Here is a 23638-nt window from a genome sequence, read left to right on the forward strand (position 1 = left end):
ATCCGACTTTGTCTGGCGATGCATATTGAATGACCACCGAACACGCACCGGAATAGCCGGAACCTGTCAGCGCGACATACAAACAATTTTTTATGATCCCGTCCGGTCTTCCCGCAGGGAGGACATTGAACGAGCCGACTACCGCATGGGGCGGTACAGAATGCGAGGATGAATTCCTCGACGCTTGATGAAACTCCGGCGTTGCCGAAGCATGAGACAACCCGCTGACGCGAGCCACGAAACCCAAAAATGTGCTGTTGAGAAAGCACGATGTTGTTGAGAGCCGATCATTATAACAACTTCTCTTGATGACGTCCAGTAATGTGATTTGCAAAAGCTATTACCGGAATGTCTGAAGGACAGAGTAACATGCCTTTTTGCTACTGAATATAGGATTAATCTGAGAGGAAATGCGGCGGGAGACTTATTTGCAGGGAAGATGGCGCACAGGCCGGGGCGAACAGTCCGGCATGGCTGAAAAACCATGCCGGCCTGCTCAGAGGGGAAATACGGTCAGAGCGCCTTGCGCAATTTGCTAGCGGCCGCAGCCAGGGCGGTAATGCGGGTCCAGTCGCCAGCCTTCAGCAAGTCTTTCGGCGTCAGCCAGGAACCGCCGACGCAGGCGACATTCTTGCATGCCAGGAAATCCGGCGCCGTTTCCAGCGAAATGCCGCCGGTCGGGCAGAAAGTGACGTCGCCCAGAGGTCCGGCAATCGCATTCAGCATGCCAACGCCGCCGGCCGGGACCGCCGGGAACAACTTCAGCTGGCGAAAACCTGCTTCGCGCGCCGCCATCACTTCGGACGGCGTCATGACGCCAGGCAGCAGCGGCAAGCCGCTGGCTTTGGCGGCCGCGATCAGGGCAGGCGTCAGGCCCGGCGAGACGCCGAACACCGCACCGGCATCGCGCGCGGCGACGAACTCATCGGCCTGGGTCAGCGTGCCGACGCCGACGATCGCGCCCGGCACCTGCTCGGCAATCGCACGGATGGCCGGCAAGCCGTGCACGGTGCGCAAAGTCACTTCCAGCACGCGAATACCGCCTGCCACCAACGCCTTGGCCAGCGGCACGGCATGGTCGATGTCGTCGATGGCGATCACCGGGATCACCGGCGACGCGCGCATGATGTCTAACAGCTGGTTACCGTACAAGAGATTTGAGGATGTCATAGCGTTGCTTTCTGTGGTTGTTGTGCCGACTCTGCGGCTTCTGTCGTTGTCGGCATTGCAGGCGGCAGGCCGAAGCAGGTAGCGCCCTCTTCCGCCGCGCTGACCGTGGTGCGGAACATGGCAAACAGTTCGCGCCCCATGCCGACATGGTTGGCCGACAAGTCAGCCGCCTGTGGCTGCCGCTGCGCCCATTCTTCGGCCGGCACCAGGGCTTCCAGTATACCTTTCTCGGCGTCGAGGCGAATCATGTCGCCGTTGCGCACCAGCCCTAGCGGGCCGCCGGCCAGCACTTCCGGCGTCACGTGGATCGCCGCCGGCACCTTGCCGGAAGCGCCCGACATGCGGCCATCGGTGACCAGCGCGACGTGGCGGCCGGCATCTTGCAGGATGCCGAGCGCCGGCGTCAGTGCGTGCAGTTCCGGCATGCCATTGGCACGCGGACCCTGGTGGCTCAGCACGGCGATGAAATCGCGGTCCAGCTCGCCGGCGCGGAAGGCGGCCATGAAGGCTTCTTGCGAATGGAACACGATGGCCGGCGCCTGCACCACCCAGTGCTGCTGCTTGACGGCAGAAATCTTGATCACCGAACGACCCAGGTTACCCGACAGCAGGCGCAAGCCGCCGTCCGCCGAGAACGGCGCGCTGGCGGTGCGCAGCACGGAATCGTCGCCGCTCTTTTCCGGCGCCGGCTTGAACACCACCGTCTCGCCCTGCAGGAACGGTTCGGCGCAATGGGCGCGCAAGCTGTCGCCGAGGATGGTCTTGACATCTTCATGCATCAGGCCAGCATCCAGCAGCTCGCGGATCACGAAACCGGTGCCGCCGGCAGCATGGAAATGATTGACGTCGGCATCGCCGTTCGGATAGATGCGGGTGACCAGCGGCACCACGGCCGACAAGGCGTCGAAATCGTTCCAGTCGATGACGATGCCGGCCGCCTTGGCGATCGCCACCAGGTGCAAGGTGTGATTGGTGGAGCCACCGGTCGCCAGCAAGGTGACGATGGCGTTGACGATGCTCTTCTCGCTGACCACGTGGCCGACCGGCAGGTACTGATTGCCGCGATCGGTGATGCGCAAGGCCTGGCGCGCGGCTTCCGCAGTCAAGGCGGCGCGCAGCGGCGTATTGGGGGTGATGAAGGCCGAGCCCGGCAGATGCAGGCCGAGCGCTTCCATCAGCATCTGGTTGCTGTTGGCGGTGCCGTAGAAAGTACAGGTGCCGGCGCTATGGTAGGACTGCGCTTCCGCCTCCAGCAATTCGGCGCGGCCGACCTTGCCTTCCGCGTAGAGCTGGCGGATACGGACTTTTTCCTTGTTGCTCATGCCGCTGGTCATCGGGCCGCCGGGAATGAACACGGCCGGCAGGTGGCCGAAATGCAGGGCGCCGATCAGCAGGCCGGGCACGATCTTGTCACAGATGCCGAGGTAGACCGCGGCGTCGAACATATTGTGCGACAGCGCAATGGCAGTCGCCATGGCGATTGCATCACGCGAAAACAGGGACAGCTCCATACCCGGCTGGCCTTGCGTCACGCCGTCGCACATGGCAGGCGTGCCGCCGGCAAACTGGGCGACGCCACCGGCGGCGCGCACCGCGTCCTTGATGATCTGCGGATAATGCTCGAACGGCTGATGCGCCGACAGCATGTCATTGTAGGAAGATACAATCGCAATCGATGAACTTTTGTCCTGTTTCAGTTTCAACTTGTCATTGACTGGAAAGGCGGCAAAACCGTGCGCGAGGTTGGTACAGGACAGCGCGCCGCGCTGCACATCCTGGCGGCGCGCATGCTCCAGGCGCGCCAGGTAGGCGCTGCGGTAAGGCTGGCTGCGTGCAACAATACGTTCGGTGACTTTGGCTACGCTGGCTTGAACAGACATGATGAAAATCCTTGAAACAGTAGACGAATTGAAATTTTACTACAAAATAGCAGTTCGCCGTTAATTTGCAAACCCATTCCCGCTTCCATTGTGGTTTTTGAAAGCGGGCCGTACCTGCAAGAAACCGCTAGTCCAGCCTCACAGCAAACAATAGCAGCTACCCCTGAAACGGACCAAGCGGCAATCGGGAAACATCGCGCCATGCAGCGAAAGACAAGAGAAAGATAAGGCAGTTTCAGCAAACTACAAAATAATTTGTAGTGAAATTACCGTCAACGTTGTATAGTCGTATAAATTCCTGACTTACCATGAAGATTCCGGATATGCCACAGACAGCGCTTAATACTACCGCCAGCTTCCAAGCCTTGCACGATCATTACGCCAGCGTCAAAGAACGGCCGCTGCGCGAACTGTTCGCCACCAGCCCGTCCCGCTTTGAACAGTTCTCGCTCAAGGCTGCCGGCTTATTCCTGGACTACGCAAAAAACAACGTCACCGCGGACACCATGGCGCATCTGCTTGCCCTGGCGCGTGAGCGCCAGGTCGAAAAGCGGCGCGCGGCCATGTTCGCCGGTGAAAAGATCAACACCACCGAACAGCGCGCCGTACTGCATACCGCCCTGCGCGCCCCCGCCCTGCCGGCGCTGGTGGTCGACGGCCAGCAGGTCAGCGCCGACGTCCACGCCGTGCTGCAAAGAATGCAGACTTTCACAACTGCCGTTCGTTCCGGCGCCTGGCTGGGATATACCGGCAAGCGCATCACCGACATCGTCAACATCGGCATCGGCGGCTCCGACCTCGGCCCCAAGATGGTATGCCAAGCGCTGCGCCCATACCAGCAGGACGGCCTGCATCTGCACTTCGTCTCCAATGTGGATGGCGACGACCTCGACGCCGTGCTGCAGCAAGTTAATCCGCAAACAACGCTGTTCGTGATCGCCTCGAAAACCTTCACCACCGCGGAAACCATGATGAACGCGCACTCCGCGCGCAACTGGTTCCTGCAAAACGGCGCTGCCGCCAGCGAATCCGACCTGGCCCGGCATTTCGCCGCGGTTTCCACTAATGTCGAAGGCGTCACTGCGTTCGGCATCGATGCGGCCAATATGTTCCCGTTCTGGGACTGGGTCGGCGGCCGCTACTCGGTATGGTCGTCGATCGGCCTGTCGGTGGCTCTGGCGGTCGGTTTCGAGAATTTCAGCGAATTCCTGGCCGGCGCCCATGCCATGGACCGGCACTTCCAGAGCGCGCCGCTGGAACAGAACATGCCGGTGATCATGGCCTTGCTGGGCATCTGGTACCGCGACTTCTTCGACTACCGTTCGGTCTCGATCGCACCTTACCACCAAGATTTAGGCAATTTCCCTTCCTACCTGCAACAACTGGAAATGGAAAGCAACGGCAAGCGCGTCACGCTTGACGGCAGCGCGCAGCCAGTGGCGACCTGCCCGATCATCTGGGGCAATGTCGGCACCAACGGCCAGCATGCGTATTTCCAGTTGCTGCATCAAGGCAGCGACATCACGCCGGTCGATTTCATCGCCACCCTGCACGCCAGCCACCAGTTGCCAGGCCATCAGGCAGCGCTGCTGGCGAACTGCTTCGCGCAGTCGGAAGCGTTCATGCGCGGCAAGAGCGCGGATGAAGTCCAGGCCGAGATGCAGGCCAAGGGCATGCCGGCAGAACAAATCGCTGCCCTGCTGCCGCACCGCACCTTCCCCGGCAACCGTCCCAGCAACACCATTCTGATGGATGCGCTGACGCCCGCCAACCTGGGCGCGCTGATCGCCTTGTACGAACACAAGGTATTCGTGCAGGGTGTAATCTGGGACGTCAACAGCTTCGATCAGTGGGGCGTGGAGCTAGGCAAGGTTTTAGCCAGCAACATCCTCGGCGAGCTGACCGGTACACCGGCGCAGCAGAGCCACGACAGCTCGACCAACGGCTTGATTGCGATGGCGCGCGCGGCGCTCCCATAGAGGAGTGGCGTATCCTTCCCGGCTTACCGTCATCCCCGCGCACGCGGGGATCCATTTTCACTGCCATATTCGGCAATCTGGATTCCCGCGTACGCGGGAATGACAGAGTTTCAAAAGTTTTATCCCTCACCAGCGGCAGTAACTTATAGGTCTTACTTATCATGGCTCTTGCAGAATTCGATTTAGCAATCTTTGGCGGCACCGGCGACCTGGCAATGCGTAAACTGCTGCCGGCCATGTATGCGCGCGACCGCGCCAACGACTTGCCGCCGGATGCCCGCATCCTGTGCATCGGCCGCCACGATAGCAGCGACGCCGACTTCCTCAAGCATGTGGAACAGGACGCCAAACCGCATATCAGCAAGGAAAGCTTCAACGCCGCCGTCTGGGCGCGCTTCTGCGAGCGCATCAAGTACGTCGGCATGGACGCCACCGATGCCTCCTCCTACAAAGCGCTGGTGGAAGCCATGCGGCCCGACCACGCGATCACCAATGTGTTTTACCTGGCGACCCCGCCCAGCTTGTTCTCGAAGATCTGCAAGAACCTGGCTGCCAGCGGCCTGGCCACCAGCAACTCGCGCGTGGTACTGGAAAAGCCGCTCGGCCGCGATCTCGCCAGCGCCAAGCAGATCAACGCCGAAGTCGGCCAGGTGTTTGCCGAATCGCAGATTTTCCGCATCGACCACTACCTCGGTAAAGAGACCGTGCAAAACCTGCTGGCGCTGCGCTTCGGCAACGTGCTGTTCGAGCCGCTGTGGCGCCGCGAATGGATTTCCGACGTCCAGATCACCATCGCCGAAGAACTCGGCGTCGGCAACCGCATGGGCTATTACGAAACTTCCGGCGCCTTGCGCGACATGCTGCAAAACCATCTGCTGCAGCTGTTGTGCATCGTCGCCATGGAGCCGCCGGTATCGATCACGCCAGATGCCGTGCGCGATGAAAAGCTCAAGGTGCTGCGTTCGCTGAAGCGCTTCACGCCCACCACGCTGGCGCAAAACGTGGTGCGCGGACAATACCGCTCCGGCCACGTCGAAGGCGTGGCCGTACCCGGCTATCGCAAAGAGGCCGACGCCAATCCGCATTCGCGTACCGAAACCTTTGTCGCCCTGAAGGCCGAAGTCGACACCTGGCGCTGGGCCGGCGTGCCGTTTTATCTGCGTACCGGCAAGCGCATGGCCGATTCGCTGGCGGAAATCGTGATCCGCTTCAAGACCATTCCGCATTCGATCTTTGCCCAGCCGAACAGCAGCTTCGAACCTAACTGCCTGGTGATCCGCCTGCAGCCGGACGAAGGCCTGACCTTGAACCTGATGGCCAAGACCCCGGGCGACGGCATGCGCCTCAAGCCGGTCGAACTGGAACTGAATTTCCGCGAGAGTTTCAAGTCGCCCCGCATGGAAGCCTACGAGCGCCTGCTGCTGGACGTCTTGCGCGGCCAGCTGACCCTGTTCATGCGCAGCGACGAACTGGAAGCGGCGTGGGAATGGGTCGAACCTATCCTGGAATTCTGGGACCAGGAAGAAGACGATCCGATTCCTTACACCGCCGGCACCTGGGGCCCGGCCGCGGCCAGCGCCCTGATTGCACGCGACGGCCTGCAATGGCGTGAAGAAGCACTGCCGGAACTATAGAATGACAATGCTGCTGGACGCGATCAAGACCCAGATCGACCTGCTCTCGAAGTCGGAGAAAAAGGTCGCCCTGACCATTCTCGACAACCCGCAGCTGGCGCTGGCGGAAAACATCACCGCCCTGGCCAAAAATGCGCAGGTATCGGAACCGACGGTGGTCCGCTTCTGCCGTGCCATCGGCTATGAAGGCTGGCACGACTTCAAGCTGAAACTGGCGCAAAGCCTGGCGGTAGCACTGCCAGGCGCCAATGAAATGCTGGCGCAGGACGATATCGCCGCCGACCTGGTCAACAAGATCTGCAGCCGTTCCATCAACACCCTGCTGGATCTGCGCAACCATCTGAGCGCCGACGCCATCCAGAAAGCACTGGACGTCCTGCTCAAGGCCAACAAGATCGAATTCTATGGCCAGGGCACTTCCGGGATCGTGGCTGCCGACGCCCAGCACAAGTTTTTCCGTTCCGGCGTTCCTACCGTCGCCTACTCCGATCCGCATATCCACAGCATCGCAGCCTCGCTGCTGCAGCCGGGCGATGCCGTGGTCGCCATCTCGCAGCGCGGCGGCAATGCTGCCCTGCTGCGCAGTGTGCAGTTGGCCAAGAAGGGCGGCGCCGATATCATCGTGCTGGGGCCGAGCGGCACGCCACTGGCAGAACTGGCGACAGTGCTGGTGCCGATCGACCTCAGCTTCAACATCGATCCGTATACGCCGATCTCGGCGCGGCTGGCGCATCTGGTGGTGATCGATATCCTGGCAGTCGGCCTGGCGCTCAAGCGTGGACCGGAATTTCGCAAGAAAATGCAGAATGCGCAGAAGGCCCTGCAGCAGTTCGACATGCAGTTCGATTCGTTTTTCCGCTGACGGCCCGCGCTCAAGCCAGCCGTCATCTGCCATGCATCTATAAAAATTACAACCATGAGACCAGCTTCTTCCGCGCCCGACTATCGCGATCCTGAATTCCTGCGCGACCGCATGCGGCGCGACATCGCCTTTTTCCACCCGCGCGCAATCGATCCGGACGGCGGCTTCTTCCATTACCTGAACGATGACGGCAGCGTCTACAACAGCGCCAGCCGCCACCTGGTCAACAGCACGCGCATGGTGTTCTGCTATGCGCTGGCCTGGCGCCTCGACAGCAAGGAAGAATATCGCGCAGCCGCACGCCATGGCTTGCGCTTCCTGCAGCAACAGCATTGGCAACCATCCTACGGCGGCTATGCCTGGGTGCTGGAAAACGGCTTGCCGGCCGACCGCACCCAGCATTGCTACGGCCTGGCCTTCGTCCTGCTGGCGCATGCCCATGCGGCGCGCATCGGCATCAGCGAGGCCGTCGACGGCATCGGCGCGACTTTCGAATTGATGGAAAAATTGTTCTGGTCGGAAGCCGATGGCTTGTACGCCGACGAAGCCACGCCCGAGGGAGTGGTCTCGTCTTACCGCGGCCAGAACGCCAACATGCATAGCTGCGAAGCCTTGATCGCCGCCTTTGAAGCGACCGGCGAACGGCGCTACCTGCTGCGCGCCGAACTGCTGGCGCACAACATCACTGTGCGCCAGGCCGCCATGGCGGACGGCTGGATCTGGGAACACTATAACGCTGACTGGAGCATCGACTGGGAATACAACCGGCATGACAGCAGCAATATGTTCCGCCCCTGGGGTTTCCAGCCCGGCCACATGACCGAATGGGCCAAGCTGCTGTTGCTGCTGGAGCGCCATGGCCAGCATTTGCAAGGCGACGCCGGCTGGCTACTGCCGCGCGCGCGGATGCTGTTCGACGCCACCATGCCGGCCGCCTGGGACCAGCAATCCGGCGGCCTGGTGTACGGCCTGGCGCCGGACGGCAGCGTGTGCGACGGCGACAAGTACTTCTGGGTGCAAGCCGAATCGCTGGCGACGGCCGCCCTGCTGGCCGCGCGCAGCGGCGATCAAGCCTACTGGGACAGCTACCGGAAATTATGGGCCTACAGCGACGCCCATCTGATCGACCAGGAACGCGGCGGCTGGTATCGCATCTTGCAGCGCGACAACCGCCGCTACGGTCCGGAAAAGCCGCCGCACGGCAAAACCGACTTCTATCATCCGATGGGCGCCTACCTGGAAGCACTGGCGGCCGTCGGCAACCCACTCGAATAAACGACCTTGCATGGATGCTGTCATGTCTGAAACAAACAAACCTTCCCTTCCCCTGCCGCAGTTCGTCAGCGCCGGCGAAGCCCTGACCGATCTGATACGGGTCGGCGCCGACCAGTGGCTGAGCAAGACCGGCGGTTCGACCTGGAACGTGGCGCGCGCCGCCGCCAGCCTCGGCGTACCTTCCGCATTTGCGGGTGCGATCAGCCAGGACTGGTTCGGCGATGAGCTGTATGCCGCCAGCCAGGCTGGCGAACTCGATCTGCGCTTCCTGCAGCGGGCCGCGCGCTCGCCCTTGCTGGCGATCGTCCATGAAACCACGCCGCCGCAATACAATTTTATCGGCGACAACAGCGCCGACCTCGCTTTCGATGCTGCCCTGCTGCCGGAAGGTTGGCAACAGGCGGCGCAATGGGTGCATTTCGGCGGCATCAGCCTGACCCGCGCACCGCTGGCCGGGCAGTTGATCGAACTGGCCGAAGACCTGCACAACCGCGGCGTCAAGATCAGCTACGACCCCAACTTCCGCAACGTGATGGACCAGCGCTACGATAGCGTGCTGAAAAAAATGGCGCAGCTGGCGGATGTCATCAAGGTCTCGGATGAAGACCTGGTCGGCCTGTTCCGCAGCGACGACACCGAAGCCGCCCTGGCCACCCTGCGCAATTTCAACCCCTCCGCCACCGTGCTGCTGACGCTGGGTTCGAAAGGTGCCGCGATCCATGCCGGCACCGAGTACTGGCAGGTAGCGCCGCCGCCGATCACGGTGGTCGACACCGTGGGCGCCGGCGACGCCGGCATCGCCGGACTTATCTACTCCTTGATCCAGGAATCCGCCGCCGCCCCAGCCGCCAGCCCCGACTGGCTGCAACATCTGCGGTTTTCGGTCGCCTGCGGTTCGGCCGCCTGCCTGAATGCAGGCGCCAAGCCGCCGCAACTGGCGCAGGTGCATGCCTTGCTGGGACGAGTCTAGCTCGCTTGCCGCCGCACCCGCGGTTTGTCTGGGCGCGCATAAATGTATCAAAATTACCTGTAGTAAAAATACAGTAAAAAACATTTCTGCAAGAAAATAAATAAATGACGCACCAAATCCGGGCAGCTTTGATAGACCGCCGAGCTGCCACAACTCGCCGCTGTGCGCACGAGCAATTAAATAGTGCTGTAAATTAGCAACAGAAATATAGTAAAACTACACAAATAAAACAAAATTTTCATAAATCGGTTTACCATCGATACCAATAAAGAAATCGGCATTAACTGAACGCAAAGTACAGCACCAAGGTACCAGCACTAACCAAAGTCCGATTCAAGAATTTCGAGCAACACAAGACTCGGAAAGCAGTGGTCAACGCCACATTTTTACTTAGGAGATGAAATGAGAAAATCTGTTCTGAAAGCCAAGCCACTCGCGGTTGCCGCTGTCCTGGCATGCGCCTTCGCCGGCCAGGCCCAAGCGCAAACCAATGTGACCATCTACGGCCGCGTTGACGCAGGCATCAACTATCAAAGCAATCAAGTCCAGAAAAATGCAGACGGCACCTTCACCCGTGGCGGCCAATGGGGTGTCGGCGGCAACGAATGGGGCACCAGCATGATCGGCTTCAAGGGCACCGAAGATCTGGGTGGCGGCTTGAAAGCACTGTTCACATTGGAAAGCGGCTTCCAAGCCGATACTGGCTCTTTCAACGGCAGCGGCTTGTTTAACCGTCGTTCGTTTGTTGGTTTGAACGGTGGCTTCGGTACCGTGAAAATCGGCCGCGACCTGGCACTGCCAAGCGACCGCGTATGGAGCATCGACCCGACCGGTCAGCAGAACATGAGTACTTCGACTCTGTTCAAAGGCCGCAACTGGCCACAAACCAGCAACCAGATCCAGTACATCACGCCTGATACCATGGGTGGCTTCTACGTCCACGCCATGTACGGCGCTGGCGAAGCAGCAGGCTCGTTCACCAAGGGACCGACAGGTTCGAATATCGGCAGCAGCACTGGCCTGGCAGTTGGTTTCGTCCAACCTACCTACGAATTGCTGGCGATGTACGACACCGCACGTGACCAAAACGGTAGCTACGACAGCTTGTTCTCCCGCTCCAAGGAAATCACCGTCGGCGGCAATGTGACCTTCGGTCCAGCGAAACTGTTCGCAGGCTGGCAAAACATTTCGGCGCCGGCACAGGACACTTCTTTGGCACCAGCAGGAAGCATGGCTTCAGCCAACAAAGCCAATCAATTCTGGCTCGGCGCCAACTACCAGTTGACACCTGCCCTGACACTGATCGGCGCGGCCTACCACGTCAAGCTTAACCACGACGTCGGCAGCGCTAACCTGTTCATGGTCGGCACCAACTACAGCTTGTCCAAGCGCACTCTGCTGTACGCGAGCGTTGGTACCATCCGCAATGGTTCGAATACAGATTTCCAAGTGCAAACCGGCGACAGCACAGGCTTGACTGGACAGAACCAAAGCACGTTCTACACTGGTATCAGCCACTCGTTCTAAAGATAGCAAGCATGGTTGGCGCGCCGCTTGAGCTCGGCGCGTCAATCGTTCTTGTTAGTACTGCCTTGTAGTGCTTGCTGCGAAGAGTGGCAATTAGTGAAAGACGTCCCTGGGTAACTCCCAGACTTTGCCCATTCGCGTGCGAATGGGCATTTTTTGTGGGCGACAGCTTTGTTCTCGCCGGCGATCGCCAGGCGGCATTGTCTTTGACTATCCCCTGTGCCAGAATCAGCGCTCGAACCATTCTAAAGAACGGCGACCATGCCACCTCTCCCCCGCAAGAACGTTTCTCACGGCCGGCAATCCTGTTGCACTGGGCTATTTTCCTGCTGGTTGCCCTGGCTTACCTGGCAATTGAAATGCGCGGCCCCAAAGGCAGCGACTCGCGCGTATTCTGGACTGCCACCCATTTCTGGGCCGGCTGCAGCGTGCTGATATTGTCGGTGGTGCGCGTCGCCTGGCGCAGCTATCGATCGCCGCCGGCGCCGCTGGCGGACCTGCCCGTCATGCAATTCCTGTCCAAGGCTGCGCATCTGGCGCTGTATATATTCATTATCGTCCAACCCATACTCGGGATTTTGACCGTCAACCTGGCCGGCCATCCGGTCAACCTGGCTGGATTGGGTTCATTCACGGTAATCGGCCCCGATCATGACCTGGCCAAATCGATGAAGACTATTCACGAGACGCTGGGAAATGTTTTTTACTGGGTGATCGGTTTGCACGCCCTGGCGGCGCTATGGCATCACTTTATCAAGCGCGACGCTACCCTCCGCCGTATCATCTAGACAGGCAATGCCGCGGCGGCAAGCACAGCCCGAGCACAAACGGCCGGGACGCATTGCCAGCCTCTCTCCAAAAAGAGGGCCAGCAGCCGCGTTGCCATTTACTTGATGTGCGAGATAACGTTTGGCCACAAAGTCACTTCCTGGTTGCCGCGCGCCGATTGTGCCGATTTGCCGTCGCCTTCAGCGGCGATCTTATCGCTGTCCGACTCGCCCAGCGAGGCGATGTGGGTCAGGATGCCGCGCTTGGCCTGGCGCTGCAATTCGGCAAACGGACTGGAACGGTTGAGAGAGACGCCGACCGCCAGCACATCGATCAGCAGCAGCAGCAGGATGCGCGACACCATCGGGATATGCATCATGCTGCTTTCATCATGCTCCACTGCCAGCGTGTAATGGGCACGCTTGGCCAGCTGCGAATTGCTAGGCGCCAGCGCAATAATGGTGGCGCCGGAATGCACTGCCACCTCCACTGCCGGCGCCAGATGGCGCAGGCGCCCTGAATTCGAAATCACCACCACCACATCGCTGCTTTTCAACATCGCAGCCGACACCTCTTGCAACTGCGGATCGGTATAGGCCGACGACGGGATGCCGAGGCGGAAGAATTTTTGCTGCGCATCTTCCGCCACCAGGCCGCAGCTGCCGAAACCGTAGAATTCGATGCGGCTGGCCTGGCTCAGTACCTCGATCACGCGCGACAAGGTATCGGCATTCAGGTTATCGCGCACTTCCATCATGGCGGAAATGGTGTTGTCGACCACTTTCACGCCGACATCCAGTGAAGAATCGCCGACATGCACCTGGCTGTGCGCGACCGGCACCGTGCCGGTGACGCCCGAAGCCAGCTTCAGCTTGAAATCAGCCAGGCCCTGGCAGCCCATGGTGCGGCAGAAACGGATCACGGTCGGCTGGCTGACATCGGCGCGGCGGGCGATTTCTGAAATCGGCTCGCTCATCACGGCGCGCGGATGCGCCAGGATCAGGCTGGCGACCTTCTGCTCGGCAGGCGAAAACTGGTCGCGCGCCTTGCGGATTTTTTCCAGGATGGGCACGGCGTTGCCGCCACCCAGGTGCTCGGAAAGGATCGCGGCGACGCCGACAAATGCCGGATACGGCGCGGTAATGACAAAGGTCGGGATTTTCGCCAGATAGCTGCTGAAGCGTCCCTTGTTTTCAAAACGGGCGCGGAACGGCGAACGCGCAAAATATTCCCCCAAGCGCGGCACCACGCCGCCGCCGATATACAAGCCGCCCAGAGTGCCGAGCGTGACGGCAACGTCAGCCGCGACCGTGCCCAGCATGGCGCAGAAGCACTCCACCACTTCCATGCACAAGCCATCCTGGCCCTGCAAAGCGCGCTCGACGATTTGCGCCGTCTGCAGCGGCTCCGGCTTGGCGATGCCTTGCAGCTCAGCCAAAGCCTGATAGATCATTTCGATGCCGGGGCCTGACACCAGGCGCTCGGCCGAGACGTGCGAATAAGTACGCCAGCAGTAAGCCAGCACCGCCGCCTCGCGCGCATCGCCAGGGGCGAAGGTAACGTGGCCGCCTTCGCTGCCCAGCGCAATCCAGCGCCCTTCGGTAGGAATCAGGCCGCCGACGCCCAGCCCGGTGCCGGCGCCGACCAGCCCGACCACGCCGCCGCTGAGCGCCCTGCCGCCGCCGATCTGGACGCAATGCGCTTGCTCCAGGTGCGGCAAGGACATCGACAGCGCGGTGAAGTCGTTGACCACCAGCAGCGTATCCAGGTTCAGGCGGCGCCGTGTGTTTTCGATCGAGAATGCCCAATTATGATTGGTCATCTTGATGTCGTCGCCCTGCACCGGATTGGCGATCGCGATGGCGGCATGGCGCACTTGCGCATGGGCACCCTGCGTCGCACTATAAGCCAGGTAAGTTTCTACCGCCTGCGCGAACTCGGCATAATCGGCGCAGCGCAAGGTCTGTATCGTGTCGATCTGGCCCGGCGCACGCTCCAGTGCAAAACGCGCATTGGTGCCGCCGACATCTGCCAGCAGACGAGGGCCATCCAGATAGCTAGTCGCCGAAATATCGCTAGCATTCATGATCGTGGATGAAGACATGGTGTAAAACTTTCACTTGAATACTGATACTGTTAGCAGGACGAGGCGGCGGCAAAATCTCTGCCTCGCTTCTAAATTTTTGTTCGAATGCTCAATATCTTCAGCCGGAATCCGCTTTTCAGCGGTCTTCCGGCCATTGGGCGCCGGCCCGCTCCATCATGGCGAACGATGCCGTCGGTCCCCAACTGCCGGCCATGTACGGCTTGGGCGCTGCGCTGCTGGTCTGCCAATGGCGCTGCAAGGGCTCGACCCAGCGCCAGGCGGCCTCCTGCTCGTCGCGCCGCACGAACAGCGACAAATTACCGCGGATGGCATCGACCAGCAGGCGTTCGTAAGCTTCCGCCCGGCGCTGCTTGAAAGCCTGGTCGAAGGCCAGATCGAGCGCCACCGGCTGCACCGTCATGCCGTCGCCCGGCTGCTTCGCCAGGCAATGCAGCTGGATCGATTCGTCCGGCTGCAGGCGGATCACCAGGCGGTTGCTGCTGGCGCCGGCCTGGCCGCCCGGCATTGGCAGGATCGCGTGCGGGATCGGCCTGAAAGTAATGATGATTTCAGCCGTACGATGCGCCAGGCGCTTGCCGGTGCGTAGAAAGAACGGCACCCCGGCCCAGCGCCAGTTGTTGATTTCGGCATGCAGGGCCACGAAAGTCTCGGTCCGCGACTGCGGCGCCACGCCCGGCTCTTGCTGATAGCCCGCCACCGATTGCCCATCCACCGCGCCGGATACATACTGGCCGCGCACCGCCTTGAGCTCCATATCCTCGGGCGAGAACGGCTTGAGGGCGCGCAATACCCGCAATTTCTCGTCGCGCACCGCATCGGCGTCCATCGAGGTTGGCGGCTCCATCGCCACCATGCACAGCAGCTGCAGCAGATGGTTCTGCACCATGTCGCGCAGAGCGCCGGTGCCTTCATAAAAATCGCCGCGGCCTTCGACGCCCAGCTGCTCGGCGATCGTCAGCTGCACATGGGCCACCGACTCGCGCCGCCACAACGGCTCGAACAGCGAATTGGCAAAGCGCAAGGCCAGCAGGTTTTGCACCGCCTCCTTGCCCAGGTAATGATCGATGCGGTAAATCTGTTCCTCTGCAAACACCCGCGCCACCGCATCGTTGATGGCACGCGAAGACAGCAAGTCATGGCCCAGCGGCTTTTCCAGCACCACCCGGGCCTGCGACAGGTCGATCTTGCTGGCTGCCAGGTTGGCGCAAATCGGCTCGAACAGCGCCGGCGCAGTGGCCAAATAGAACACCGAAACTGCCTGACGGGCAGCCAGCACCTGCGCCAGGGCCTGGTAACCGCCGCTATCCAGCAAATCCAGCGGCAGATAGGTCAGCCGTGCCAGGAAAGCCTGCCATACGGCAGGGTCCTGTACGCCGCCGCCCTTGACATAGGGCGCGGCGCTCTTGCTGACCCAGGCCAGATAGTCTTCCTGGCTGAAATCCTGTTTGGAGACGCAGATGATGCGTCCATCCTGATGCAACTTTCCTTCCCTATGAGCAACAAACAACGCAGGAAGAATCTTCCGCATCGACAAATCGCCGGTAGCGCCGAATAAGGTGAATGTAAAAGGAATATTGGGTTGCATCAAAATTTTTGTAATAAATAAAAAACTTATATTGCAATATTAATGTAGCATTACTACAATTACAAGCGGCGCAGAGAATAAAACCAGGATTTTCACAGGGAAACTCAAGATCGCATGTAGTTTTACTAGTTTTCACATGATACACATGGACTAGCATGTTCGCAGAGCCTAGCTTTGCGCAAACAGGCAGTACAGCAACGGTTTGACGTTCCGGTACACGTTGGAGCGGTCTTTCGGGTAGGAGCAAGGAAGAGCAACTAAGGGGAAGCCAGCATGGCTGCTCTAGGAGAACGGCCAGCAAGGCAACATCAGATCTGGCGTTAGTATCAAGCCCTATGATCAAGCGTTAATGTTAAACACAGGTACAACTCAACACAGGAGACAAGTATGAAACTGAGTCAAATAATAAAATCGGTATTCGCTACCACTGCATTGCTGTCCAGCGCCGCGGCAGTTCACGCGGCTGAAGTTGAAGTGCTGCATTACTGGACATCCGGCGGCGAAGCTAAATCGGTCGCCGAGCTGAAAAAGATCATGGAAGCCAAGGGCGTGACCTGGAAAGACTTCGCGGTCGCCGGCGGCGCCGGTGAAAATGCGACTACCGCACTGAAAGCCCGCGTCATCGCAGGCAGCCCTCCGACAGCGGCACAGATCAAGGGTCCATCGATCCAGGAATGGGGCCAAGAAGGCGTGCTGGCGAATATCGATGCTGCTGCTACTGCGGGCAAATGGGATTCGCTGCTGCCTAAGGTAGTTTCCAACACAATGAAATACCAAGGCCACTATGTAGCAGCGCCGGTCAACGTCCATCGCGTCAACTGGCTGTGGATCAATCCTGAAGTCTTGAAAAAATCCGGCGCCAAGGCACCAACCACCTGGCCTGAATTCTTTGACGCGGCCGACAAGATGCAAAAAGCCGGCTTCATCGCCGTCGCCCACGGCGGCCAGCCTTGGCAGGACGCCACCGTGTTTGAAACCGTTGCGCTGGGCGTAGGCGGCGCCGATTTCTACAACAAGGCGCTGGTCAAGCTTGATCCGGCCACCCTGACCGGCCCGACCATGATCAAGACCTTCGATACGCTGGGCAAGATCAAGGGTTATATCGACAAGAACGCTGCAGGCCGCGACTGGAACCTGGCAACCGCCATGGTCATCAACGGCAAGGCCGGCATGCAGTTCATGGGCGACTGGGCCAAGGGCGAATTCACTGCCGCCGGCAAAGTACCTGGCAAGGACTTCCTGTGCGTAGCAGCTCCTGGCACCGACAAGTCGTATACTTACAATATCGACTCGATCGCCATGTTCAAGGTCAAGAATCCTGACTCGCAAAAAGCGCAGCTGACCCTGGCAACCGCCATCATGAGCCCTGAATTCCAGGAAATCTTCAACCTGAACAAGGGTTCGATCCCGGTCCGTCCTGATATCCCACGCACCAAGTTCGACAGCTGCGCCATCAAGTCGATGGATGACATGGCAGCTTCCAGCAAGGCTGGCACGCTGGAGCCAAGCATGGCGCATGGCATGGCCGTCAACTCTGCCGTACAAGGCGCTATCCTGGACGTAGTCTCGAAGTTCATGAACTCCAACATGACTTCGCAAGCTGCTGTACAGGCGCTGGCCAAAGCAGCAAAAACACAGTAAACAAGTATTTATTGCTTATTTTATTATTTAATCAGAGCAAATGAGAACAGGGGCCGGAGCGAGTAAGATCGATTCCGGCCCCCGCCGTGTCCGGCAATGGCTAGCACTGCATTGCCAGGCCCGGCTTTGATCCTGCATCAGGAGACTTGCATGTCCGATCACACCCTCCCCTATACAGCAGCCGCTGTCGGGAGTCCAAGCCACACGCCCAAGCAGCAAGGGCGGATTGCGGCAATCGCCGATGCCTGGCTGCCACGCCTGGTATTGTCACCTACTATCATCCTGTCATTGGTCTTCGTCTACGGCTTCATCGGCGTCACCGCCTGGCTGTCGCTGACCAATTCGCGGATGCTGCCGAATTACGAAATTTCCGGCTTCAACCAATATGTCGAACTGTTCGGCCTGGACCGCTGGTGGGTAGCCGCCGCCAACCTGGGCATCTTCGGCGGCCTGTTCATCCTGTTCTGCCTGGCGATCGGCCTGTTCATGGCGATCCTGCTGGACCAGAAAATCCGCGCCGAAGGCGCGCTGCGCGCGATCTACCTGTATCCGATGGCGCTCTCCTTCATCGTCACCGGCGCCGCCTGGAAATGGATCCTGAATCCCGGCCTCGGCCTGGAAAAGATGATGCACGACTGGGGCTTCGCCAACTTCCATTTCGACTGGCTGGTGAATTCCGATTTCTCTATCTATACCGTGGTGATCGCCGGCGTCTGGCAATCGTCAGGCTTCGTCATGGCGCTGTTCCTGGCCGGCCTGCGCGGCATCGACGACAGCATCATCAAGGCTGCCATGGTGGATGGCGCCAGCTTGCCGACCATCTATCGCCGCATCGTCATCCCGGCGCTGCGTCCGGTGTTCTTCAGTGTGCTGCTGGTGCTGGCGCATATCGCGATCAAGAGCTTCGACTTGGTGATGGCGCTGACTGCCGGCGGTCCTGGCACGTCTTCCGATCTGCCGGCAATTTTCATGTATCAGTTTTCTTTCTCACGCGGTCAACTTGGCCTTGGCGCGGCATCGGCAATGATGATGCTGGCTACCGTACTGGCAGTGCTGGTGCCCATGATGTACCTGGAAACCAAAGGAGCGCGCAATGGCCGCTGACAGCACTAGCAATACCATCTATAACGAAGGCAGCAAACTGACCGCCGGCCGCGTGCTGATCTACACGCTGCTGGTGCTGTGCGCGCTGTACTACCTGGCGCCGCTGTACGTGATGCTGAGCACCTCGGTGAAAACGCTGGATGAAATCCGTTCCGGCAACCTGCTGTCGCTACCGATGTCGCCCACCGGCGCAGCCTGGAGCAAAGCCTGGAGCACTGCGTGTACCGGCGTCGATTGCAACGGCTTGCAGCCGTTCTTCTGGAACTCGATCAAGATGGCGGTGCCGGCGGTGCTGATCTCGACCCTGGTCGGCTCGCTCAACGGCTATGTGCTGGCGCACTGGCGTTTCCGCGGTTCCGAGATCCTGTTCACGGCGCTGATGGTCGGCTGCTTCATCCCGTTCCAGGTCGTGATCCTGCCGATGGCGCGCCTGCTGGGCACCGTCAACCTCGCCAATACCACGCCAGGGCTGGTGTTTGTACACATCGTCTACGGCATCGCCTTCACCACCCTGTTCTTCCGTAACTACTATGTCACGGTGCCGGAAGAACTGGTCAAGGCAGCCCGTATCGACGGCGCCGGCTTCTTCATGACCTACCGCAAGATCATCTTCCCGCTGTCGCTGCCGATTTTCATGGTCTGCTTCATCTGGCAGTTCACGCAGATCTGGAACGACTTCCTGTTCGGCGTGGTGTTCGGCGGTTCCGATGCCAAGCCGGTGACGGTGGCCTTGAACAACCTGGTGAATACGTCCACCGGCGTGACCGAATACAACGTCAACATGGCGGCGGCCATCATCGCCGCCCTGCCGACCCTGGTGGTGTATCTGCTGGCCGGGAAATATTTTGTACGCGGCCTGACTGCCGGTGCGGTCAAGGGCTAAACCGAAGCGACCGGCCGCCGCCTCGGGCGCGGCCGCGATGAGAATAAATTTAAGGAATGAATTAAAGATGGCAAGCTTATCAATTCGCAATGTGCGCAAGGTCTACCCGAACGGCAATGAAGTCCTGAAGGGCATCGATCTCGAAATCGAAGACGGCCAGTTCCTGATCCTGGTGGGCGGCTCCGGCTGCGGTAAATCGACCCTGCTGAACATGATCGCCGGCCTGGAAACAGTCTCGGAAGGCCAGATCATGATCGGCGACCGCTGCGTCAACGATGTACCGCCCAAAGAGCGCGACATCGCCATGGTGTTCCAATCCTACGCGCTGTATCCGACCATGACAGTGCGCGAAAACATTTCCTTCGGCCTGGGCATCCGCAAGGTCCCTAAAGCCGAACAGAAGCAGATCGTCGAACGCGTCGCCAACACCCTGCAGATCACTCATCTGCTGGACCGCAAGCCGGCCCTGTTGTCGGGTGGCCAGCGCCAGCGCGTCGCCATGGGCCGCGCGATCGCGCGCGATCCGTCGCTGTTCCTGTTCGACGAGCCGCTGTCCAACCTGGACGCCAAGCTGCGCGTTGAAATGCGCGCTGAAATCAAGCTGATGCACCAGCGCCTGGGCAGCACCATCGTCTACGTCACGCATGACCAGATCGAAGCAATGACCCTGGGCGACCGCATTGCCGTGATGAAAGACGGCGTGGTGCAGCAGTTCGGCAGCCCGCAGGAAATCTACGACAACCCTAGCAACCTGTTCGTCGCCGGCTTCATCGGCTCGCCGTCGATGAACTTCATGCGCGGCAACCTGGTCGCCAATGGCCACGGTCCTGCTTTCGAACTGACCCACGGCGGCCGGACGACCTTGCTGCCACTGGCGCCGGCGCAGGCGCAAAGGCCGGAAATCGCGGCCTGGGTCGGCAAGGAAGTGATCCTCGGCATCCGTCCGGAGCATGTCACCGACGCTCAGAGCGCCCGTACTTCGGAAGCGGCCGGCGATAGCAACTACCATCCGACCGAAGTCGGCTGCACGGTCGAACTGACCGAGCCTACCGGCCCGGATACCCTGGTGTTTACTACCTTCAATGAGGCCCGCGTCACTTGCCGCACGCACCCGCGCGCCGCCGCCAAACCGAAGGACGAGATGCAGCTGGCTTTCGATTTGTCGAAGGCGGTGCTGTTCGACGCCAAGACGGAAGAACGGATCAGTTGAGCAAATATGCCACGATGGTAAAACAGTAAGAAATTACTGCAGCCCTCCATCGTGGCAGACGCTCATAAAATGCGTAGAATGGCAGAAAGGCATTTCCGATTAACAGTCTCTGCTTTTCTACGCTGCCATGAACCAACTCGAACAACTCAAGCAATTCACCACCATCGTCGCCGACACCGGCGATTTCCAGTCGATCAAGGCGTTTACGCCGCGCGACGCCACCACCAATCCCTCATTGATCCTGAAAGCGGTGCAGAAGCCGGAATACCAGCCTTTGCTGGCGCAGGCGGTGAAGGACCACGGCCAGCTGTCGACCAAGGAAATCATCGACCACCTGCTGGTCACCTTTGGCCAGGAAATCCTGAAACTGATCCCGGGCCGGGTTTCCACCGAGACCGATGCGCGCCTGTCGTTCAACACCCAGGGCACGATCGACAAAGGCCATGCACTGATCAAGCTGTACGAAGCGGCCGGCATAGACCGCGACCGCGTGCTGATCAAGATCGCTTCCACCTGGGAAGGCATCCGGGCGGCGGAAGTGCTGCAAAAGGCCGGCGTCCATTGCAACCTGACCTTGCTGTTTTCGATGCCGCAGGCAATTGCCTGCGCCGAAGCCAAGGTGCAGCTGATCTCGCCGTTCGTCGGCCGCATCTACGACTGGTACAAGAAATCCAGCGGCCACGATTACACTGGCGCGGACGATCCGGGCGTGCAGTCGGTCAAACAGATCTACAGCTATTTCCGTAAGTTCGGCTATGCCACCGAAGTGATGGGCGCCAGCTTCCGCAACACCTCGCAGATCACTGAACTGGCCGGCTGCGACCTGCTCACCATCAGCCCCGAGCTGCTGCAGGCGCTGGCCGAAAGCGATGCTGCGGTCAGCCGCAAGCTCAGCCCGGAAGTCGCGCAGCAAAGCGAGATTACAAAAATCGACCTGGATGAAACCATCTTCCGCACCATGCTGAACGACGATGCGATGGCGACCGAAAAACTGGCGGAAGGCATACGCCAGTTCAGCGCCGATGCGGTCAAGCTGGAAAAGATGGTGGACGCGCTGCGCTGAGGCTTCGCGCGCCCGACAAGCAGGCTGCGCACAATAAAAAAAACTCGGTTCACACCGAGTTTTTTTTGTACTTTACGATTCCTTATTTGAACACAACTGTCTTGTGCCCATTGAGCAGGATGCGATGTTCAATGAACCACTTCACCGCCCGCGCCAGCACCACGCACTCGACGTCGCGGCCGATGGCGGTCAAGGTCTCCGGCTCCATCGCATGATCGACGCGCGCCACGTCCTGCTCGATGATCGGGCCTTCATCCAGGTCGCCAGTGACGAAGTGTGCGGTGGCGCCGATCAGCTTGACGCCGCGGTCATGCGCCTGGTAATAGGGCTTCGCGCCCTTGAAGCTAGGCAGGAAGGAATGATGGATATTGATGGCGCGTCCGGTCAGCGCGGTGCACATGGCCGGCGACAGGATCTGCATGTAGCGCGCCAGCACCACCAGGTCGATATTGCTGGCTTCGACGATTTCCATCACGCGCGCTTCCTGCGCCTGCTTGGCTGCGGCCGAAGCCCCAGCTGCCAGCGGCAGGTGATGGAACGGAATGTTGTAGCTGGCGGCCAGCTGGTAAAAATCGGTGTGATTGGAAACGATGGCGGTGATCTCAACCGGCAGCAGGCCGCTCTTGTAGCGGAACAGCAGGTCGTTCAGGCAATGGCCGATCTTCGACACCATCAGCATCATGCGCGGCTTCTTGCCGGCATCGTGCAACTGCCAATTCATCTGCATGGTGCCGGCCAGGGTGGAAAATTGCGCGCGCAGGCTATCGTCGGCAATCGCCGCATCTTCCGATGAAAAATGCACGCGCATGAAAAACAATTTGGACTGGGCGTCGCCGAACTGGGCGGAATCGATGATATTGCAACCGTGATCGGCCAGGAAGCCCGAAACGCGATGCACGATGCCGCGCTGATCGAGACAGGACAAGGTAAGAATATATTCGGGATGGCTCATGAGTTTGGCGAATGCGGGCAATAGTGGATGACGCTTGGCAGAATGCCAAAACCGCTATTGTCGCATGCCTGCATGCACATGACAAAACCGGAGCGTAGCCGCCGCTCTGGCCGCTTTGCATATAGACACCCCTCCAGCCGGGATTCCCGGCCGGAAAAGCTGGTGCTGCTGCACGCCGGACTGGCCGGCGGCGGACTTTAGACTACGGCGGTGGCCGCAGCGTTGCTGGCCGAATTGCTGGTCGCAGCGGCAGCCGGCTTGCTGGAAGAAGTGCCGACCTGGACTTCGCCAGTCAGTTGACCGCCTTCTTCGATGACAACCTTGCCATAGCGGATTTTGCCGGAAACCTTGCCAGTTGAATAAATCACCAGCTTTTCACGGACGGTCAGGTCGCCGTCGAATTCGCCGTAGATTTCGGCCAGGTCGATTTCCGCCGAACCCTTGAACGCGCCTTTTTCGGCGATATGGATCACGCGCGAATTCATGGTGGCTTCCACCCGGCCCTCGACCACGAGCGTGTCGCAATCGGTGATCTCTACGCCTTTGAGCTTGATGTTCGGGCCGACAATCAGTTTGCTGCCGACTTCATTGGTGCTGGACGACGAGTGGTTGACAGGAGTGCTCACAGGGTTGCTAGCCTTAGGAATGTTGGAGGTGTTGCCGGAAGTGAGGTTGCTGCTGGCGCTGAACGGTGAATTTGGTGTCGGGGTTTCTCGCTTGCCGCCGAAAAACGTATCTGATTTAAGCATGTGATCTCCTGAATGGTGTTGCCTGCATTAGTGCGGCCAGCACGCTGATGCAAATGAATATGAAAAAATATGATCGAATACTGCATGACCGTGTGAGACAAAGGTCTCCAGCTTTCGAGGACCCTCTTCCGGAAAAGTTCATAGAGAAAACCATTAATTTGTAACCGTGGGCAACTCTTAGCCGCTAACAATAATAATTGCCGCACAGACTTTGATTGTCATTTTTTATAGCTTACCGGATAATCAGCCGCAGCAGTCAAACCTATAGCGCAAAGGGAA

At 59.6% G+C, this 23638-nt stretch carries 18 protein-coding genes; 12 read left to right on the plus strand and 6 right to left on the minus strand.

The genetic code is table 11. The annotated features are described in order from the left end of the window. Nucleotides 1-513 precede the first annotated feature (513 nt). Both CPter91_RS16250 and edd read right to left on the minus strand, forming a co-directional pair. Complete coding sequence (locus CPter91_RS16250; protein WP_061942011.1) at nt 514-1170, minus strand: bifunctional 4-hydroxy-2-oxoglutarate aldolase/2-dehydro-3-deoxy-phosphogluconate aldolase; 657 nt, start codon at nt 1168-1170, stop codon at nt 514-516. Next, the gene (gene edd, locus CPter91_RS16255; protein WP_061942013.1) at nt 1167-3050 is read right to left on the minus strand and encodes a phosphogluconate dehydratase; all 1884 of its coding nucleotides are present in this window, start codon (nt 3048-3050) and stop codon (nt 1167-1169) included. Before edd ends, CPter91_RS16250 begins: the two co-directional genes overlap by 4 nt. Nucleotides 3051-3373: 323 nt before the next feature. Between edd and pgi the strand changes: the two genes are divergently transcribed. The 7 genes from pgi (at nt 3374) to CPter91_RS16290 (ending at nt 12085) form a co-directional block, all read left to right on the plus strand. Beyond that, nucleotides 3374-5029, plus strand: a complete 1656-nt coding sequence (gene pgi, locus CPter91_RS16260) for a glucose-6-phosphate isomerase (RefSeq protein ID WP_061942015.1) — start codon at nt 3374-3376, stop codon at nt 5027-5029. Between the two features lie 161 nt (nt 5030-5190). Continuing rightward, a complete protein-coding gene (gene zwf, locus CPter91_RS16265; RefSeq protein WP_061942017.1) occupies nt 5191-6663 on the plus strand; it encodes a glucose-6-phosphate dehydrogenase in 1473 nt (490 codons plus the stop codon). Nucleotides 6664-6670: 7 nt separating this feature from the next. Further along, on the plus strand, nt 6671-7525 hold the full coding sequence (locus CPter91_RS16270) for an SIS domain-containing protein (protein ID WP_061946325.1): 855 nt from the start codon (nt 6671-6673) through the stop codon (nt 7523-7525). 54 nt (nt 7526-7579) lie between these two features. Then, nucleotides 7580-8800: an AGE family epimerase/isomerase gene (locus CPter91_RS16275; protein ID WP_099047212.1), complete on the plus strand. Its 1221-nt coding sequence runs from the start codon at nt 7580-7582 to the stop codon at nt 8798-8800. Nucleotides 8801-8822: 22 nt separating this feature from the next. Then, a complete protein-coding gene (locus CPter91_RS16280; RefSeq protein WP_236905839.1) occupies nt 8823-9770 on the plus strand; it encodes a carbohydrate kinase family protein in 948 nt (315 codons plus the stop codon). 402 nt (nt 9771-10172) lie between these two features. Beyond that, entirely contained in the window at nt 10173-11297 is a 1125-nt protein-coding gene (locus tag CPter91_RS16285; RefSeq protein ID WP_061942022.1) for a porin, read from the plus strand. 242 nt (nt 11298-11539) lie between these two features. Beyond that, nucleotides 11540-12085 (plus strand): cytochrome b, encoded by a 546-nt coding sequence (locus CPter91_RS16290; RefSeq protein WP_061946327.1) that lies wholly within the window; start codon nt 11540-11542, stop codon nt 12083-12085. A 98-nt stretch (nt 12086-12183) separates the two neighbouring features. Here CPter91_RS16290 and CPter91_RS16295 read toward each other — a convergent pair whose 3' ends face one another. After that, nucleotides 12184-14151: a glucokinase gene (locus tag CPter91_RS16295; RefSeq protein ID WP_417924861.1), complete on the minus strand. Its 1968-nt coding sequence runs from the start codon at nt 14149-14151 to the stop codon at nt 12184-12186. Nucleotides 14152-14287: 136 nt separating this feature from the next. Beyond that, nucleotides 14288-15757, minus strand: coding sequence for a glucose-6-phosphate dehydrogenase (gene zwf, locus CPter91_RS16300; RefSeq protein WP_061942026.1), 1470 nt, complete (start codon nt 15755-15757; stop codon nt 14288-14290). A gap of 387 nt (nt 15758-16144) precedes the next feature. On the opposite strand from zwf (CPter91_RS16300), the gene CPter91_RS16305 reads away from it, so the two are divergent. The 5 genes from CPter91_RS16305 (at nt 16145) to tal (ending at nt 21658) form a co-directional block, all read left to right on the plus strand. After that, a complete protein-coding gene (locus tag CPter91_RS16305) occupies nt 16145-17398 on the plus strand; it encodes an ABC transporter substrate-binding protein (protein ID WP_061942028.1) in 1254 nt (417 codons plus the stop codon). Between the two features lie 150 nt (nt 17399-17548). Beyond that, the gene (locus CPter91_RS16310) at nt 17549-18502 is read left to right on the plus strand and encodes a carbohydrate ABC transporter permease (RefSeq protein WP_061942029.1); all 954 of its coding nucleotides are present in this window, start codon (nt 17549-17551) and stop codon (nt 18500-18502) included. Beyond that, the gene (locus CPter91_RS16315; RefSeq protein ID WP_061942031.1) at nt 18492-19385 is read left to right on the plus strand and encodes a carbohydrate ABC transporter permease; all 894 of its coding nucleotides are present in this window, start codon (nt 18492-18494) and stop codon (nt 19383-19385) included. Before CPter91_RS16310 ends, CPter91_RS16315 begins: the two co-directional genes overlap by 11 nt. Before the next feature lie 67 nt (nt 19386-19452). Continuing rightward, the gene (locus CPter91_RS16320) at nt 19453-20595 is read left to right on the plus strand and encodes an ABC transporter ATP-binding protein (protein WP_061942033.1); all 1143 of its coding nucleotides are present in this window, start codon (nt 19453-19455) and stop codon (nt 20593-20595) included. Between the two features lie 127 nt (nt 20596-20722). Further along, entirely contained in the window at nt 20723-21658 is a 936-nt protein-coding gene (tal, locus tag CPter91_RS16325; RefSeq protein ID WP_061942035.1) for a transaldolase, read from the plus strand. Nucleotides 21659-21740: 82 nt separating this feature from the next. On the opposite strand, the gene purU is transcribed toward tal, so the two are convergent. Both purU and CPter91_RS16335 read right to left on the minus strand, forming a co-directional pair. Continuing rightward, a complete protein-coding gene (purU, locus tag CPter91_RS16330) occupies nt 21741-22610 on the minus strand; it encodes a formyltetrahydrofolate deformylase (protein ID WP_061942037.1) in 870 nt (289 codons plus the stop codon). A gap of 197 nt (nt 22611-22807) precedes the next feature. After that, entirely contained in the window at nt 22808-23359 is a 552-nt protein-coding gene (locus CPter91_RS16335) for a bactofilin family protein (protein WP_061942039.1), read from the minus strand. Between the last annotated feature and the right edge of the window lie 279 nt (nt 23360-23638).

The sequence above is a fragment of the Collimonas pratensis genome (assembly GCF_001584185.1).
In the GTDB taxonomy this organism is placed as follows: domain Bacteria; phylum Pseudomonadota; class Gammaproteobacteria; order Burkholderiales; family Burkholderiaceae_D; genus Collimonas; species Collimonas pratensis.